We start from the raw sequence: 16,226 nt of genomic DNA, 5'->3' as shown, positions 1-16,226 counted from the left end.
CCGGGGCCGTGCCTCACTGCGGCAGGCGGAGCCCGGCGAAGAACCCTTCCTGGATCCAGTTCGGGTACGCGACCGGCAGCTTGGTGGCCTCGTCCAGCTCGGTGAGATCCTCCGCGGTCAGGGTGAGGTCCGAGGCGGCGATGTTGTCCACCAACTGCTCCTCCTTGCGGGCACCGACGATCACGCTGGTCACCGCCGGCCGGGACAGCAGCCAGGCGACAGCCGCCCGGGCCGGGCTGACCTCGTGCCGCTCGGCGACGCCCTTGAGCACGTCGACCACCCCGAAGGCGTGCTCGGGGTCGAACGGGGTGAAGCTGGCGTAGCCGGGCTGGGCGCTGCGTGCGCCGCTGTCGGCGACGGCGCCGTCCCGGCTGACCTTGCCGGAGAGGAAACCACCGGCGAGCGGGCTCCACACGGTCAGCCCGACACCCTCGTTGAGCGCCATCGGCACCACGTCGCGCTCCACGTCCCGGCCCAGCAGGGAGTAGTACTCCTGCACCGAGACGAACCCGGCCAGCTTCTCCCGGGCGGAGATGCCCAGCGCCTTGGAGATCTGCCAGGCGGCGAAGTTGGCGGCGCCGATGTAGCGGACCTTGCCCTGCCGGACCGCGTCGTCGAGCGCGCGCAGCATCTCCTCCATGGGAGTGATGTGGTCGAAGTTGTGGATCTGGTACAGGTCGATGTGATCGGTGCCCAGCCGGCGCAGGCTGTCCTCCAGGTTCTGCATGATGTGCAGCCGGGAGGTGCCGACGTCGTTCGGGCCGGGGCCCGTCCGGGAGTGCACCTTCGTCGCCAGTACGACGTCGCGACGCCGCTTGCCGAGCGCCTTGCCGAGCAGTTCCTCGCTCTCGCCGTCGCTGTAGCCGTCGGCGGTGTCGACGAAGTTGACGCCCGCGTCCAGCGCGGTGTCCACCAGCCGCTGCACCTCGGGCAGCGCCAGCCCACCCAGGGTGCCCCAGAGCGGGTGCCCGCTGCCGCCGAAGGTCATCGCGCCGAGCGAGATCTCCGAGACGTACACCCCGGTGGTGCCCAACAGTCGGTACTTCACGTGTGTTGCTCCTCGTGGTGGGTCGGAGGCCGAGGTCAGGCACTCCGTGGTCACTATGTCGGACACTGTGTCCGGCAACGAGCGTACGTCGCCCACCCGACCCCCAGCCACCTAGGATTCCGGCTATGCCCTCGATCACCCGCCGCCGCCCGCGCAACCCCGACGGACGCGCGGCAGTCGAAGCGCGGGTGCTGGCGGCCACCGAACGGCTCTTGAAGGAGGGAATCCGCTTCACCGACCTCGGCGTGCAGCGGATCGCCGCCGAGGCCGGTGTGGCGCGGTCGACCTTCTACACCCACTTCCGGGACAAGACCGAGTTGCTCATGCGCCTCGCCGGCACCATGCGCGAGAGTTCGTTCGACCGCACCGGCGACTGGGACCCGGGCGGCCCCGGCGACCCGCTCGCCCGGCTCACCGAGGTCTTCGCCGACGTGATCCGGATATACCGGACGTACGCCCCGGTGCTGGCCGCGATCAGCGAGGTCGCCGCGTACGACGAGGTGGTCCGGGAGTACTGGGCGGCCGGGCTGGAGCAGTTCGTGGCTCGCACCATCGACGTGCTCCGGATCGAGCAGCAGGCCGGGCGTACCCCCGCCGACCTGGACGTGACGACGGCCAGCCGGCTGATCGTGATTGGCGGCGACCGCTTCCTCGCCGACCACGTCAGCACGACCTCGCCCGACCCCGGGACCGACGCGGCGGCCGCCCGGGAGCTGGCCGCGACCTGGTGGTACGGCGCCTACCGCCGCCCCGCCTGACCGGCTGACACCGACCGCCCCGGAGTGGTCCGGGGCGGTCGGTGTCGGGACACTCAGATCATCGTCTGGGACTTGGCCTCCATGTCGGCGGCGGCCTCCTCCTTGGACTCGCGGGTCAACGGCTTGCCGCCCGGAGCCGGGGCCTCGCCGCCGAGCGGGTCGGCGCCACCGGTGGCACCCTTCGGGCCGGCACCCCGCAGCTGCGTGTTGGGCAGCGCCAGAGTGACCACCACCGCCACGATCGCGATCAGGCCGGCGGTCAGGAAGACCATGTCCAGCGCGTCGACGAAGGCGCCCTGGATGGCCGCGCGCACCGGCCCCGGCAGGGCCAGGATGGTGGCCGGGTCGTTGATCGAGATGTTGGCGCCGCCACTCGCCGCCACGGCCGCCTGCTCCTGCGGCGGGAGCTGCGCGATGGCGCCAGGCAACCGGTCGGCGAGCCCGCCGGTCAGCCGGGACGAGAGCACAGTGCCGAGGATCGCCACCCCGAACGAACCGCCCAGCGACCGGAAGAAGGTCGCCGAGGAGGTGCCGGCCCCCAGGTCGCGTACCGAGACCGCGTTCTGCACCGCCAGGATCAGCGACTGCATACACAGACCCAACCCGACGCCGATCACCACCATGAACCCGAACGCGACCCAGAGCGAGGTGGCCACCTCCAACTGGGTGAAGAGGAACATGCCGACCAGCAGGGTCACCGAACCGGCCACCGGGAACCACTTGTACCGGCCGATCCGGGTCATCGCGCGGCCGGTCAGGATCGAGGTGATGATGATGCCGGCCATCATCGGCAGCATCAGCAGACCGCTTCGGGTCGGCGAGGCGCCCTTCACGATCTGCAGGTACAGCGGAATGAAGATGATCGAACCGAACATCACCAGACCGATGATGAGCAGGGCCGAGTTGGCCAACGCGAAGGTGGCGCTCCGGAACAGCCGCAGCGGGAGGATCGGCTCGGCCACCCGGGCCTCCTGGAGGACGAAGAGCACCCCCAGCACCGCACCGACCACGAAGAGCGTGATGATCACGCCGGAGCCCCAGGCGTATTCGTTGCCGCCCCAGCTCAACGCGAGCAGCAGGGAGCTCACCCCGGCCACCAGCAGGCCGGCGCCGAGCCAGTCGATCGAGTGGTCCCGACGTTCGAACGGGATCAACCGCATCACGTGGTAGCAGACGACGATCGCCAGGATCGCCAGCGGCACGTTGATGTAGAAGATCCACCGCCAGTCGGTCTCCGCGAAGTAACCGCCCACCAGCGGCCCGGCGACCGACGAGATCCCGAAGACCGCGCCGAACAGCCCCTGGTAGCGGCCACGCTCCCGGGGTGACACCACGTCCGAGATGATGGTGAACGCTAGCGTCAGCAGACCACCGGCGCCGAGACCCTGGATACCCCGGGTGATGATCAGCTGGGTCATGTTCTGCGACAGCCCGGCCAGCAACGACCCGACCAGGAACGTGCCGATCGAGAAGAGGAAGACCGGCCGACGCCCGTACAGGTCGGCCATCTTGCCGTAGAGCGGTGTCGACGCGGTCGAGGCGAGCAGGTACGCGGTGACCACCCAGGAGTAGTGGTTGATTCCGCCCAACTCGCCCACGATTGTCGGCAGCGCCGTACCGACGATGGTCTGGTCGAGTGCGGCCAGCAGCATGCCGGTCATCAGGCCGAACATGAGCAGCCGGATCTGCTGACGGTTCAGCACCGGCGCATCCGAGGCTTCGGTGGTCATGTGGCCTTCTATCCCGCGAGCCGCAGAACATGCGCCGAACCACCAAAAAACCAACCCGGTACCGCACCCGCTCCGCCAGCGTTGATCATGAAGTTATTGCCACGACACGCCGCGCGTGGTGGCAATAACTTCATGATCAACCGAGGGGTTGTGAGGGGTTGTGAGGGGTTAGGAGGCCGTGAAGGTTTTGGTGATTGCCGCGCAGAAGGCGGGGAGGTCGTCGGGTTTGCGGCTGCTGGTCAGGTTGCCGTCGGTGACGCACTCCTCGTCCACCCACGTGGCTCCGGCGTTGGTCAGGTCGGTACGCAGGGTGGGCCAGGAGGTGATCCGCCGGCCGCGCACCACGTCCGCCTCGATCAGCGTCCACGGGCCGTGACAGATCACCCCGACGGGCTTGCCCGCGTCGAAGAACGCCTTCACGAACCGCACCGCGTCCGCGTCGCCCCGCAGGAAGTCCGGGTTCGCCACCCCTCCGGGCAGCACCAACGCGTCGTAGCCGGCGGCGTCGGCCTTGTCGACCGTCACGTCCACGTCGTACGTCTTGGAGTGGTCCAGGTGGTTGAAGGACTGGATGGAACCGGGCTTCAGCGAGACCAGCTCGGCCGTCGCGCCGGCGGTCTCGACCGCCTCGCGTGGTTGGACGTACTCGACCTCCTCGACGCCGTCGGCGGCCAGGAAGGCGATCCGCTTGCCCTGCAATGTCGCTGCCATCTCGGTACATCTCCTTTCCGGGGGGTACCTCAATCCCCTTCCCGCCCTCGAACGCCCGAAACAGGTCGGACAGGTGCGGACCGGTCCGCACCGGCGAGGACCGGTCAGGAGCCGTCGAAGGTCGCCTGGCCAGCGGCGGGACCGGTCGGCGCGCAGGTTTGTCCCCCAGGCCGCTGGGGACCCGGGGAGGCATGGCAGGAGCAGCAGCGGAACAGCGCCGGTTCGCCACCGTCGTGGAGAGCTGGCTCGGACGCCCGGTACTGATCGTCGGTGACGCCATGTTGGACGAATGGCGGTTCGCCGACTCCGACCGGCTCTGCCGGGAGGCGCCCGCACCGGTCCTCACCCTGCGCCGGCGGATCTCCGCCGCCGGCGGGGCCGCGAACACCGCCGTCAACGTCGCCGCCCTCGGCGGACGGGCGGTGCTGGTGGCACCGGTCGGCGCCGACGTCGCCGGGGACGAACTGCACGACTGCCTGGACCGCGCGAGCGTCTGGGACCGCACCGTCAACCAGCCTGGGCGACCCACCCCGGTCAAGCGGCGGATGTTGGCCGGCAACCAGATCCTGCTGCGTGAGGACTCCGGCGACCCGGAGGACGCCCTGGACCACGACGGGGTGACCCGGCTGCTCACCGCCCTGAGCTGCGCCACCGAGGAGTTGCGCGCCGCCGCCGGCGGGGAGGCACCGACCCTGGTGGTCTGCGACTACGGCCTGGGCGCGCTGCCCGCGCCGGTCCGCGCGTGGCTGGTCGAGAACCGCCAGCGGTACGCCACAGTCGCGCTGGACGCCCACGACCTGGCCGACTGGCGGGGCCTCGCGCCGACAGTGGTCACCCCCAGCTTCGCCGAGGCGACCCGGCTGTTGGCCCGCGCGGGCGGTACGACCCGACCGACCGGCGGGGCGGAACTGCACCTGGAACACCCGGACGGCGACCCGGTCGACGGGCCCTCCGAGATGACCGTCGGCGCGGCCCCGGGCGCGGTACGCGTCGACGACACGGCCGCCGAGGTGGCCCGGGCCGACCGCCCGGGACCGGTCGGCGAGCCCACACCGGGCGAGGGACGGGTGGCCCTCACCGGCGACGGGCTCAGCGTCACCGGCACCGGCGTCACAGTGAACACCCGGGCCGGGGAGGGCGTCGACCGGGCCGTCCTGGCCGAGTCGAGGCTGGCCGAGCTACGGGCGCACACCGGCGCCGACGTGGTCGCGGTGACCCTGGACACCGAGGGCGCTGTGGTCGGCGGCGCCGACGGGGAGCCGCGACGCAGCCACAGCACCCCGGTGCCGGCGAGCCACGCCGTGGGCGCCGGCGACGCGTACCTGGCGGCGATGACGTTGGCCCTGGCCGCCGACGCGCCCCTGCCCACCGCCGCGCAACTCGCCCAACTGGCGGCCACCATCACCGTCTCGGACACCGGCACCTGCGTGTGTCGACGGGACGACCTGCTCGCCGCGCTGGACCAGCCGACCGACACCACGAGCCACCCGGCGCTGGTCGGCGGCGACGAGTTGGACGCGATCGTCGCCGAGTACCGCGAGGCGGGACGGTCGGTGGTCTTCACCAACGGCTGCTTCGACGTGCTGCATCGCGGGCATGTGCGCTACCTGGAGCAGGCCCGCGCGTTGGGCGACCTGCTCATCGTGGCGGTCAACTCGGACGGCAGCGTACGACGGCTCAAGGGCCCGGACCGGCCGGTCAACCCGGTCGAGGACCGGGGTGCCCTGCTCGCCGCGCTCGCCTGCGTGGACCACGTGGTGGTCTTCGAGGAGGACTCACCCGCCGCGCTCATCAAGGCGGTCCGACCGGACGTGTACGTCAAGGGCGGCGACTATCCGCCGGAGCTGGTGCCCGAGGCGCCGCTGGTGCGCCGGCTGGGCGGCCAGGTGCGCACCCTGGGGTACGTGCCGGACCGGTCCACCTCCGCGATCATCGAGCGGATCCGGTCGCACAGCCAGGACCCGTCGCCACACCTCGACGACCGGGAGCCTGACCCGTCGCTGCACACCCGCACCCAGGCGTCGTGAACCGCCCCCTCGACCTCGGCACGCCGGAGGAGTTCCGCGCCGACCGGCTGGTCGACGTGCTGATCCCGACCCGGAACCGGCCCGCCGAGTTGGCCGTCACCCTGGGCGGGCTCGCCGCCCAGGACGGGGTACCCGGCTTCGGCGTGGTCGTCAGCGACCAGTCCGACGGGGATCCGGCGTACACGCATCCCGCCGCGGCCACCATGGTCCGGGCGCTGCGCCACCGGGGTCACCCGGTGCTGCTGACCCGCCGGCTGCCCCGAAGAGGGTTGGCCGAACACCGGGCGTACCTGCTCGCCGCCTCGGCGGCCCGGTACGTCCTCAGCCTCGACGACGACATCTGGCTGGAAGCCGGTGCGCTGCACCGACTGGTCACCGCGATCGGTGAGCTGGGCTGCGGGTTCGTCGGCAACGGCGTGCACGGGCTCTCGTACACCGATGACGTGCGGCCGGAATCGCACTGCCACTACGAGGAGTGGGCCGGCCCGCCCACACCGGAACGGATCCGACCCGGCACCCCGGAATGGAACCGGGCCCGGATCCATTCGGCCGCGAACCTGCTGCACATCACCGAACAGTTGGCGCTGCCGCCGGGCACGTGGCGGGCGTACAAGGTCTCCTGGATCGGCGGCTGCGTGCTCTACGACCGGGCCAAGCTCGTCGACTCCGGTGGCTTCGACTTCTGGCGTCGGGTGCAGGAGAAGCACCAGGGCGAGGACGTGGCCGCGCAGCTCGCCGTGTTGTCCCGCCACGGCGGCGCGGGCATCCTGCCCAGCGGCGCGTACCACCTGGAGTCCCCCACCACTGTCACCGAGCGGGACGTGGAGGCGTGGGAGGTCGTCCTCGCCGAGGAGGACACCCCGCAGCCGGCCTGACCTACCGGGTGAGCAGCTCGCGGGCGGCTTCCAGCACCTCGATCACCGGTACGTCGGTCACGAACGAGTCCCGGTGCGGGCACTCACCGTCGCCGGGCCGGTGCGGGTAGATGCCCGGTGTGCAGTCGACACCGCAGACCGGGCAGTGCACGGTCCACGAGCTGATCGGCCGATGCCGGCCCCGCAGCGGGCTGGCCCCGTTGATCAGGTTGCCGACCCAGAAGATCCCCACAGTTGGCGCGCCCACCGCGGCGGCGAGGTGCAGCGGGCCGGTGTCGTTCGAGACGACAAGCGCGCAGTCGGCGTAGCAGCCCACCAACCCACCAAGGCTGAGCGTGCCCACCTGCGGTCGCACCGGCACCTGCGCCGCGGCGACGACCCGGTCCACCACCTCCTGCTCGGAGGGCGTGCCGGTGACCAGCACCTCGTAACCGTCCTCGTGCAGCGCACGGGCCACCTCGGCGAAGCGCTCGGCGGGCCAGCGACGGCGGGTGTCGGTGGCACCCGGATGCAACGCCACACGGGGTCGGCCCGCCGGGCCGAGCACCTGAGCGGCCTCGGCCCGGTCGGCGTCGGTCACCGCCAGCGTCGGTGTGATGGTGATGGCCGGCGCTCCCGCCAGCGCCACCACCTCCAGGTAGCGGATCACCTCGTGCTGGTAGTAGACGTAGCGCAGCCACCGGTCCAGCGGAGGCGCGTCGTCGGCGCGCAGACCCACAGTCAACCGGGCACCGAGCCGACTGATCAGCGGGTTGGAGTTGGCACCCCCGCCGTGGATCTGCACCGCCAGGTCGAATTCCGCACCGGCGGCAGCGGCCACGAAGTCGTCGATCGACGACTCCGGCTCACCCGCCTCCGGCGTGCGGATGCCGGCTGCCGGCGGCACCACCAGCACCCGGTCCACCGGGCCGGGCCGGTCGCGCCAGAGCTTCGCGTGCCACGGCGCACCGAGCAGCACGATCTCCGCCGAGGGGTACGCGCTGCGCAACGCCTCCAGTGCCGGCAGGGCGAAGATGAAGTCACCGAGCGCGTTGGCGCGCAGCACGGCGATCCGCCGCACGTCGGGAAGGCGCTCCGCCGTCGGGCCGAGCACGGACGGGGTGACCACCCGGCCCGCTACGGCCGGTCGATCTCGCCTGCGGTGTCCGGGCGGTGCAGCTCCCGGTCCGCGGCGGGATCGGCTGGCATCGGCGTACCCGTGGAGAGGTCGCCGGAACGCGGCCCGGTGCGGCCGACGGTGATGGTGCGCGGCGCGGGCCGGGTCGCCCGCGGCAGCCGGACCCGGAGCAGGCCATGGTCCATCAGCGCGTCGATGGTGTCCGGGTCGACCCGCGCCGGCAGGTTGACCCGGTACTCGAAGCCGCGCGTCTCGAAGCCGCCGGGAATGCCCTGGTCGGCGTTGACCTCCGCCTCCGAGCGGGCCCGCACGCACAACTCGCGGTCGTCCAACTCGACGGCGACCTCTTCCGGCGCCACCCCGGGCAGCCGGACGACGACCTCCCAGCCGTCCGAGGTCTCGGTCAACTCGACGTCGGAAGCCCCGCCGCGACCACCGACCAGGCGACTCAACTCGGAGCGCAGCGACTGCAACTCCCCCATCGGGTCCCAGCCCTGCTGCCGGTTGCCGCGCCACCCCCGGCCGAAGCCGCCAAACTGCTGCTCGCTCATCACACCTCTCCGATCCGCTGGGTGGCCGTCGGCGGCCGTAGTGAGCTGGGCGCGTCCAAGCCGGCGTCGGGGTCGACGCCCACACCGAGCCGGTCGACCAACTCGCCACCGAGCCAGGCGCTGATGCCGAGAATCGCCAGCGCGACCACCTCGATGGCGACCAGCGACCCGCCTGCGGCCCGGGAATCCGCGTTGAGCCGCACCGCCCACACGGCGGCGAAGAGCAGGATCACCGCCACGTTGGCGCCCGCGTGCAGCAGACCCACCCGCTTGGCGCGGGTGCCGGTCGGGATCGCCAGCAGGTCGAACGAGCCGGCGGCAGCGGCGAGCAGGCCGCCGATCAGGCCGACGGTGATGTTCCAGTACGCGACCTCGCCGAGGAAGTCGGGACCGCCGACGGTGTCCACCACGTCGAACAGCACCGCCGTGGCCAGCAGCGCGACCGGGAACATCACCAGCATCGGATGGACTGGGTGACCCAGCACCTTGAGTCGGCTCTCCATCTCCCGGCCTCCACTGGTCGGCGTCCTGCGGAACGGTCTGCTTGCGGCGAGCACGTCGGGTGAGGCCGTACCCCCGGCAACCAGGCACAAACCTCGCGCTGGTCACGGCGGCCTAGGCTGACGACGGTGGTGCCCGCCACCGGGTCAACGGCTGAGGGAGGATCAACGTGACGGTGGAGATCACGTCGCACGAGGAGTTGCGCGAGCTGCTCGGTGTGCCGAACGCGCGGGCCGCCAACAAGGAACGCGCCCAGCTGCACGAACGGGACCGCGAGTGGCTCGGCGCCTCGCCGTTCTGTCTGATGGCCACGGCCGGCGCGGACGGCAGCTGCGACGTCTCACCCAAGGGCGACCCGGCCGGGTTCGCCCTGGTGCTGGACGACACGACAATCGCGCTGCCCGAGCGGCCCGGCAACAAGCGGGCCGACGGCTACTGCAACATCCTCGACAACCCGCACATCGGGTTGCTCTTCCTGATCCCCGGGCGTACCGACACCCTGCGGATCAACGGCCGGGCCCGCCTGGTCAGCGACGCGCCCTGGTTCGACGACATGGTGGTCAAGGGGCACCGGCCGGTGCTTGCCGTGGTGGTGGAGATCGAGCAGATCTTCTACCACTGCGCGAAGGCGTTCCTGCGGTCCGCGCTGTGGCGGCCGGAGACCTGGCAGCCGGAGGCACTGCCGTCCCGGGCACGCCTGATCAAGGAGGTCGAGGCCCCGACGGAGAGCCTCGAAGACCTGGAACGGCACTACGGCCCGGCGTACGCCTCGAAGATCTACGTCTGAGTTCCGGGGGGGGTGACCTTGCCGAGAGCCCGGGCAGTGACGCCATCCATCGCGGTGTCTGGACGCCGGACGTCGCGAACACGGCAGCGGCCATGGACACCGTCAACCGCCTGATCATCGAGCGTTTGCGTGGGCAGGTCCCTGCGAAGCGGTTCGCCCGCGAAGGACTTGCCGGCCGCTGTGGCGTGATCTGTGCCGACTTCGCCGATCTGCCCGCGGAATCCCACTACGACGCCATGGTCGCCGTGGAGGCGGTCGTTCACTCACCGTCGTTGGAGAACCTGATCCCGTCCCTGGTGAATCGGAAGCTTGCATACAGTGGCCGAGCTGGCCGTCATGTCCGAGCGCGCTGGCTTACGCCTGGTCGAGGACCTGGATCTCACCCCATACCTGCACCTCGGGCGGCCCCGCGACCGCGTGATCAAGCTGGCCGTCGGCGCCACAGCCGCACTTCCGCGGCTTCGCAACCGTCTTGTCGAGGTGCCATTCTGGGCCAACATGATTGGCGGCTCTGCCTTGCAGGCTGGATTGTCACGGCGGTGGTTGGAGTACCGGTTGATAGTGCTCGAGAAGGCGTGAGGTTCCGCCCGACCACCTGCGGCACTGTGGCACGGCGCGCGGCGATCTCGTGGCGATCGGTATGTCTGTTGAATGACAGTCACCGATAACGCTCGCACGCCTACGCTGGATCCTCTTGGGAGGGGGTCCAATGAGGACGAACTGGCCTGGCTCGCACCCCGTCATCCGCAGGGCCGGCCGCTTCTGGGTCGCTCGTGCCTCCGCCTGGCAGCTGGTGACGGCGCTGGTTCTCTTCGTCGCGGCCGTCTCGGCGGCCTTCACAGTGGCCGCGATGCTCACCACCGGCCCCGAGCCGACCGACAGTGGCGGACCGAACGGTTTTCCGCAGACCTGGCTGGCGACCGCCCGATCGCTCCTCGGCGCGGAGGACTTTCCCCGACAGGACGGGAACACCTGGCACGAATTCCTCGCCACGCTGGCGAGCCTTCTCGGCGCGGTCACCCCGGCCGCGATCATCGGCATCGTCATGATCCGGGTCTTCGCCACTGAGTTCTTCACCTGGCGAGCCAAGGGAAGTCTCTCCAGCCTCGCCGAGCTGCGGTCGGACACCGCCGGGCCGGTGCAGGTCAGCACGGACGGAATCATCGCGATCCGTTTCTACAAGAAGATCCACGGCGTCACGCTCAGCGACATCCGGGCACGGGCCTACCTGGCCTTCCGTTCCACGTCGCTCATCGACGGCAGCACCTTCTTCAAACGCGAGCAGCTCCAGGTGCTCAGCCCGGAGGCCACCGAGGTGGAGGAACGGGTGTGGCCTCGGGTCGACTCGTGCATGCCGCTGACCCTCTGGATCCCGCTCAAGGCGCCTCTGCGCGACGGGCGGGCGACGAGTGTGCAGGGCCGGCAGCTCGACAGTCGCACCTTCCACATCTTCGTCGTGGTGGAGGCCAGGGTCGCCGGGTTGAACATCAGCGTCCACGACCAGCACAGCTACGCGCTGGCAAAGGATTTCCACGAGGGTAGGGCGGTGCCGATCGAACCGGACCTGACCCGACGGCCTCGCGACTGGCGCGGCTGGGATCGCTTCGACGAGCCGGCGACGTACGGGATCTTCGCGTACGGCTCACTGGTCGCGCCCGAGACGGTCAGCGACCTGCTCGGTCGGCCCGCTCGGGAGGGAGTCGACTACTGCCGGGCCACCCTGGACGGCTGGCGCCGGACGTGGAGTGTCTGCACCGACAACACCGGACCGGGTCGTATCCGCTACCAGGACCTGGCGAGCGGCGACGAGCCCGAGATCCAGGTGCTGTTCCTCAATGCCGAGCCGGACGCCGCTGCGCCGGCGGCGCTCGACGGAATCCTCATCCTCGTACGGGGAGAGCAACTCGTCGAGCTGGACAAACGCGAGGGCAACTACCATCGCACAGTGCTCACCACCGGGCTTTCGGTGCCGGCTGGCACAGTGGTGCCCGACGTGGTGTGGATCTACACCGGGCGGCAGGAACAGGTCGACCGGGCACGCCAGGGCATCGTGATGGGGACCGCGCGGATCCGGCAGGAGTATCTGGACAGCGTCTGCAAGGCACACGCGCGCCACCAGGGCCTGCTGGAAAACCTGGAGCGGTATACCAGCACTCCGCCGGGCGTCTCGGTGGTCAGCCTCCGCCGAATCGAACTGCCGGCGACGCAAGCAGCGCCACCTCAGCAGCGCAAACCGGCCTGATGCAGACCGCAACGATCAGGCTGACCAGCCGGCCGGGTTGCCGAACGACTCCCGGGAGATCCCCGAGCCGGTCTCCGGCCACGAACCGAACCGGTCGTTGTGCAGGTGCGCGAAGAAGTAGCACATGCCTTCGCAGTCGGCGTCCAGCAGAGCCATCGCGGGGTCGGCGCGGACCGCCTCGTAGTACGACCGCCCCAGGGCCACCATGAAACCTCGGGCGTAGAGGAAGCCGTCGTCCGACCCGTCGGTCACCTCGTGAATGTCCTCCCGATCGATGTCGTGCAGCTTGCGCTCCACCACCCGGTCGAGATCCGTCAACTCCTGCCCGCTCAGCTCGACGGTCAACTGCCCGAGGTGGCCCAGGAAGGCATCAAGCCAGGCGTCGATCGCGTAGGACGGGTCGTCATCGTCATCGCCGTCGTCGCCGGCGGGGTCGCGCTCGACGAGGGCCTGCCGCAGCGCCAGGGGCTGGGCGCCCAACTCGGCCCAGGCCGCCTCGATGAGTGCCCACAGCCGGGCCTCGTCGGCGGGGGTGGGCAGTGTCCCAGGGGCATCGGTGGTCACGGTCACCGCCGGACCATATCGACCGCCGCCGACACTTCCGCCGCCATCACAGGACCCCCAGCCCCGTCGGCTCTCCACATCGGCCGGTCGTCGTACCGCTGCTCTAGCGTTGCCTGGTGCACGACGACGATTGGTTGACAGCGACCCGCACCTCCTACGACACCGTCGCGGTCAGCTACGCGCACCTGGTACGTGACCTCCTGGCGGAGGCACCGCACGAACGAGCCGTCCTGGCGTCGTTCGCCGAGCGCGTGCAGGGTGCCGGCGGCGGGCCGGTCGCGGATATCGGCTGCGGGACGGGGCGAATCACCGCCTACCTACACACACTCGGCGTCGACGCCTTCGGGATCGATCTCTCGCCCGGAATGATCGACGTTGCCCGCCGTGACCACAGCGAGCTGAGGTTCGAGGTCGGCTCGATGACCGACCTCGACCTGGCCGACGGCTCGGTCGCCGGCCTGGTCGCCTGGTACTCCCTCATCCACATCCCCGACGACCAGATCGGCGTCGTGCTCGCCCACTTCCGGCGGGTGGTGCGGCCCGGTGGCCCGCTGCTGCTCGGCTTCCACGTGGGTGACGAAACGACCCTCAAGACAGAGGGCTACGGCGGGCACCCGATGAACGTGCGGGTCCATCGTCGGCAGCCAGCCCAGGTGGCGGCCTGGCTACGACAGAGCGGCTTCACGATCGACTCGCAGACCACAGTCACCTCGGCGGAGAGCCGGCTCGGCGGGATCATCGTCGGACGACGGGAGCCCTGAACGCCACCGCACGTTGCCAATCCTCCGTCACCGCCGTTACCCTAAACTGCGTACAGCGTTAGCAGTATTCGACGTCGAATGAGGCGACTGATGACGGATGACGCTCGGCCCGTCTGGGTGCTCGGCGGTGGTGGAGTTGCCGGCATCGCCTGGGAAGTCGGCATCCTCACCGGGCTGGCGGACGAGGGCGTGACAGTGGCCCCGGAGGCCGTCCTCATCGGCACCAGCTCCGGTGCCGTCGTGGGCGCCCAGCTCGCCAGCGGCACCCCCCTCCCGGAACTCTTCGAGCGCCAACTCGGCGGCGTCGCCCACGAAACCTCCCCCGCGCTGAGCCTTCTCCACCTGCTTCGGCTCGCGCGGGCACAGCTGTTCGCGCGAAGCCCCGAGCAGGCCGCTCGCCGCCTCGGTCGACTCGCCCAGGCTGCACGCATCGACGACCCGTCCCGGCAGCGCCGGATAGCCGAGGCCCGCCTGCCCAACCACGTCTGGCCGAACGACGCCGACCTTCGCATAGTGGTCGTCGACACCGAGTCCGGCGCCAGTCGCACCATCACCCGGCACGACGGCGTCCCCCTGGTCGACGCCGTCGCCGCGAGCTGCGCCATGCCGATCTCCGCCGCCCCGGTCAGCATGGACGGTCGCCGCTACATGGACGGTGGCATGCGGTCGACACTCAACCTCGACCTCGCCCCCGGAAACGGCCCGGTCATCGCCCTCGCGCCGAGCACCGCCGCGATCGGACCCTGGGCGCGCATCGACAAGCAGCGAGCCGCGCTGGGAACGGGTCGCCGGGTGGAGTTGCTGCTCCGGGACCCGGCCTCCAAACAAGCCCAGGGGAGCAGCGTGATGGACCCATCCGTCGTGCCCGCGCTCGTGGCCGCAGCCCGCGAGCAGGGCCGACACGAGGCGCCCCGGGTGGCCGCCGCACTTGCGGAGACAGAGCCGGGGCGGGAACCGCGAGGCTGACACCCAGGTCTCCGCGTGCCGTCGTCCGGTACGCGACAGGCACGGTGGCGACTCCCCAGCTTGCGTACCGGGCCTACCGCGGCCCACCGGCCGGCCCGGGACGAACCTCCGGGTCGCGGCGGCCATCCACCCTCGAACGTGACAAGTCCTTGGGATCGGCGGCCGCAATGCTGCGGCCAGGGCTTATGCCCGTATCGCAAGGAAGTTCCGCATTCTCCAAAATGTACCCAACTACCGCCAAAAGCCCTCTAGACCGACCAATCAGTCGAATACGCTACGACTCGCCCAACGAATAACGTCGGGTGACTAGTAGGCAGCTCTGGGTGTATCCGGGGTGGCTCTGGAGGGGTCATGAGTAACAACCGACGGCTTCGGCGCAGCCTGAACCATGGCCGGGCCGCTTCAGGGCTCAGCTCCGCCCTACTGGTAGTCGGGATGACGGGCGGGCCCGCAGCCGCCTCGCAACCGGTGGAGACGAAGCCGTCCGCACAGGACGTACACATCGGTACGCCCGGTCCGCTGGGCCAACGCGGCGGGTGGCCGTCATCCTGGTCAGCTGTCCGCCAAGACGACGACGGACCCGGCGATTCGTGGGACCAGTACCCCGACGGACAAACGGACTACGGTCCGCAGGGCTGGCAGAGCCCCTGGGGTGGGCACGACAAGGACAAGGACGACTACCAGCACGACAAGCATGGCGCCCAAGGCGCCCAGGGTGCGCAAGGCGCCCAGGGTGACGCGGGTGCCCAGGGCGACGCAGGCGCTCAGGGCAACACTGGCGCGCAAGGCGCTCAGGGCAACACGGGCGCTCAGGGCGACGCAGGCGCCCAAGGCTTCCAAGGTGCCACCGGCGCTCAAGGCGCACAGGGCGACGCAGGCGCTCAAGGCGCTACCGGCGCTCAAGGCCCGCAGGGCGACGCGGGTACTCAAGGCGCCACCGGCGCTCAAGGCCCGCAAGGCGACGCAGGCGCTCAAGGCGCCACCGGCGCTCAAGGCCCGCAAGGCGACGCAGGTGCTCAAGGCGCTCAAGGCTTCCAAGGCGCTACCGGCGCCCAGGGCGACGCGGGTGCTCAAGGCGCCACCGGTGCTCAAGGCCCGCAGGGCGACGCGGGTGCTCAAGGCCCGCAAGGCGACGCAGGTGCTCAAGGCGCTCAAGGCTTCCAAGGCGCTACCGGCGCCCAGGGCGCCACCGGCGCTCAAGGTCCCCAGGGCGACGCGGGTGCTCAAGGCGCCACCGGCGCTCAAGGCCCGCAAGGCGACGCAGGTGCTCAAGGCGCCACCGGCGCTCAAGGCCCGCAGGGCGACGCAGGTGCTCAAGGCGCTCAAGGTTTCCAAGGCGCTACCGGCGCCCAAGGCGCTCAGGGCGACGCGGGTGCCCAAGGCCCGCAAGGCGACGCGGGCGCTCAAGGCGCCACCGGAGCCCAAGGCCCTCAGGGCGACGCAGGTGCTCAAGGCGCTCAAGGCTTCCAGGGCGACGCAGGCGCTCAAGGCGCCACCGGAGCCCAAGGCCCGCAAGGCGACGCAGGCGCTCAAGGCGCCACCGGCGCCCAAGGCCCGCAAGGCGACGCAGGCGCTCAAGGCGCCAACG

General features: G+C 70.6%; 16 protein-coding genes. 9 read left to right on the top strand and 7 right to left on the bottom strand.

Annotation, left to right across the window (positions count from 1 at the left end):
* Positions 1-13 precede the first annotated feature (13 nt).
* Positions 14-1,048 (bottom strand): aldo/keto reductase, encoded by a 1,035-nt coding sequence (locus tag NIE79_RS30795; RefSeq protein ID WP_238681912.1) that lies wholly within the window; start codon positions 1,046-1,048, stop codon positions 14-16.
* 125 nt (positions 1,049-1,173) lie between these two features.
* Between NIE79_RS30795 and NIE79_RS30790 the strand changes: the two genes are divergently transcribed.
* Entirely contained in the window at positions 1,174-1,806 is a 633-nt protein-coding gene (locus NIE79_RS30790; RefSeq protein WP_238681911.1) for a TetR/AcrR family transcriptional regulator, read from the top strand.
* A 53-nt stretch (positions 1,807-1,859) separates the two neighbouring features.
* Here NIE79_RS30790 and NIE79_RS30785 read toward each other — a convergent pair whose 3' ends face one another.
* Together NIE79_RS30785 and NIE79_RS30780 are read right to left on the bottom strand one after the other, a co-directional pair.
* The gene (locus NIE79_RS30785; RefSeq protein WP_238681910.1) at positions 1,860-3,536 is read right to left on the bottom strand and encodes an MDR family MFS transporter; all 1,677 of its coding nucleotides are present in this window, start codon (positions 3,534-3,536) and stop codon (positions 1,860-1,862) included.
* A gap of 168 nt (positions 3,537-3,704) precedes the next feature.
* A complete protein-coding gene (locus tag NIE79_RS30780) occupies positions 3,705-4,247 on the bottom strand; it encodes a type 1 glutamine amidotransferase domain-containing protein (RefSeq protein ID WP_238681909.1) in 543 nt (180 codons plus the stop codon).
* 191 nt (positions 4,248-4,438) lie between these two features.
* On the opposite strand from NIE79_RS30780, the gene rfaE2 reads away from it, so the two are divergent.
* Entirely contained in the window at positions 4,439-6,274 is a 1,836-nt protein-coding gene (gene rfaE2 / locus NIE79_RS30775; protein ID WP_238681908.1) for a D-glycero-beta-D-manno-heptose 1-phosphate adenylyltransferase, read from the top strand.
* A complete protein-coding gene (locus NIE79_RS30770) occupies positions 6,271-7,149 on the top strand; it encodes a glycosyltransferase family 2 protein (RefSeq protein WP_238681907.1) in 879 nt (292 codons plus the stop codon). Before rfaE2 ends, NIE79_RS30770 begins: the two co-directional genes overlap by 4 nt.
* A 1-nt stretch (position 7,150) precedes the next feature.
* Here the strand turns inward: NIE79_RS30770 and NIE79_RS30765 are convergent, their stop codons facing one another.
* From NIE79_RS30765 to NIE79_RS30755, 3 genes are read right to left on the bottom strand one after another with little or no spacing between them, the layout of a single operon-like run.
* The gene (locus NIE79_RS30765) at positions 7,151-8,257 is read right to left on the bottom strand and encodes a glycosyltransferase family 9 protein (protein ID WP_238681906.1); all 1,107 of its coding nucleotides are present in this window, start codon (positions 8,255-8,257) and stop codon (positions 7,151-7,153) included.
* Between the two features lie 8 nt (positions 8,258-8,265).
* Positions 8,266-8,817, bottom strand: coding sequence for an Hsp20/alpha crystallin family protein (locus NIE79_RS30760; RefSeq protein ID WP_238681905.1), 552 nt, complete (start codon positions 8,815-8,817; stop codon positions 8,266-8,268).
* Positions 8,817-9,320 carry a DUF2231 domain-containing protein gene (locus tag NIE79_RS30755; RefSeq protein ID WP_238681904.1) on the bottom strand — a complete coding sequence of 168 codons (504 nt, stop codon included), beginning with the start codon at positions 9,318-9,320 and terminating at the stop codon, positions 8,817-8,819. The genes NIE79_RS30760 and NIE79_RS30755 overlap by 1 nt, the downstream gene beginning before the upstream one ends.
* A gap of 167 nt (positions 9,321-9,487) precedes the next feature.
* Between NIE79_RS30755 and NIE79_RS30750 the strand changes: the two genes are divergently transcribed.
* The 3 genes from NIE79_RS30750 (at position 9,488) to NIE79_RS30740 (ending at position 12,347) form a co-directional block, all read left to right on the top strand.
* Positions 9,488-10,105: a pyridoxamine 5'-phosphate oxidase family protein gene (locus NIE79_RS30750; protein ID WP_238681903.1), complete on the top strand. Its 618-nt coding sequence runs from the start codon at positions 9,488-9,490 to the stop codon at positions 10,103-10,105.
* Positions 10,106-10,423: 318 nt separating this feature from the next.
* Positions 10,424-10,684 carry a hypothetical protein gene (locus NIE79_RS30745; protein WP_238681902.1) on the top strand — a complete coding sequence of 87 codons (261 nt, stop codon included), beginning with the start codon at positions 10,424-10,426 and terminating at the stop codon, positions 10,682-10,684.
* A gap of 130 nt (positions 10,685-10,814) precedes the next feature.
* A complete protein-coding gene (locus NIE79_RS30740) occupies positions 10,815-12,347 on the top strand; it encodes a hypothetical protein (RefSeq protein WP_238681901.1) in 1,533 nt (510 codons plus the stop codon).
* A gap of 15 nt (positions 12,348-12,362) precedes the next feature.
* Here NIE79_RS30740 and NIE79_RS30735 read toward each other — a convergent pair whose 3' ends face one another.
* Positions 12,363-12,917 carry a DUF4240 domain-containing protein gene (locus NIE79_RS30735; RefSeq protein WP_238681900.1) on the bottom strand — a complete coding sequence of 185 codons (555 nt, stop codon included), beginning with the start codon at positions 12,915-12,917 and terminating at the stop codon, positions 12,363-12,365.
* A 110-nt stretch (positions 12,918-13,027) separates the two neighbouring features.
* Here NIE79_RS30735 and NIE79_RS30730 point away from each other — a divergent pair, with 110 nt between their 5' ends.
* The 3 genes from NIE79_RS30730 to NIE79_RS30720 all read left to right on the top strand — a co-directional run.
* Positions 13,028-13,672, top strand: a complete 645-nt coding sequence (locus NIE79_RS30730) for a class I SAM-dependent DNA methyltransferase (protein ID WP_238681899.1) — start codon at positions 13,028-13,030, stop codon at positions 13,670-13,672.
* 90 nt (positions 13,673-13,762) lie between these two features.
* Positions 13,763-14,638: a patatin-like phospholipase family protein gene (locus NIE79_RS30725; RefSeq protein WP_238681898.1), complete on the top strand. Its 876-nt coding sequence runs from the start codon at positions 13,763-13,765 to the stop codon at positions 14,636-14,638.
* A gap of 733 nt (positions 14,639-15,371) precedes the next feature.
* Positions 15,372-16,226 (top strand): hypothetical protein (locus NIE79_RS30720; RefSeq protein WP_372471912.1); only part of this gene is annotated, 855 nt, incomplete at its 3' end.

The sequence above is a fragment of the Micromonospora trifolii genome (genome assembly GCF_022229005.1).
Classification (GTDB): Bacteria; Actinomycetota; Actinomycetes; order Mycobacteriales; family Micromonosporaceae; genus Micromonospora; species Micromonospora trifolii.
Note: the sequence above shows the minus strand (reverse complement) of the source record. Positions and strands in the feature narration are given on the sequence as shown.

Coding starts and splice junctions, on each gene's coding strand:
- NIE79_RS30790 (WP_238681911.1), top strand. CDS start 1,174: ATGCCCTCGATCACCCGCCGCCGCCCGCGCAACCCCGACGGACGCGCG.
- NIE79_RS30785 (WP_238681910.1), bottom strand. CDS start 3,536: ATGACCACCGAAGCCTCGGATGCGCCGGTGCTGAACCGTCAGCAGATC.
- NIE79_RS30780 (WP_238681909.1), bottom strand. CDS start 4,247: ATGGCAGCGACATTGCAGGGCAAGCGGATCGCCTTCCTGGCCGCCGAC.
- rfaE2 (WP_238681908.1), top strand. CDS start 4,439: ATGGCAGGAGCAGCAGCGGAACAGCGCCGGTTCGCCACCGTCGTGGAG.
- NIE79_RS30760 (WP_238681905.1), bottom strand. CDS start 8,817: ATGAGCGAGCAGCAGTTTGGCGGCTTCGGCCGGGGGTGGCGCGGCAAC.
- NIE79_RS30755 (WP_238681904.1), bottom strand. CDS start 9,320: ATGGAGAGCCGACTCAAGGTGCTGGGTCACCCAGTCCATCCGATGCTG.
- NIE79_RS30740 (WP_238681901.1), top strand. CDS start 10,815: ATGAGGACGAACTGGCCTGGCTCGCACCCCGTCATCCGCAGGGCCGGC.
- NIE79_RS30725 (WP_238681898.1), top strand. CDS start 13,763: ATGACGGATGACGCTCGGCCCGTCTGGGTGCTCGGCGGTGGTGGAGTT.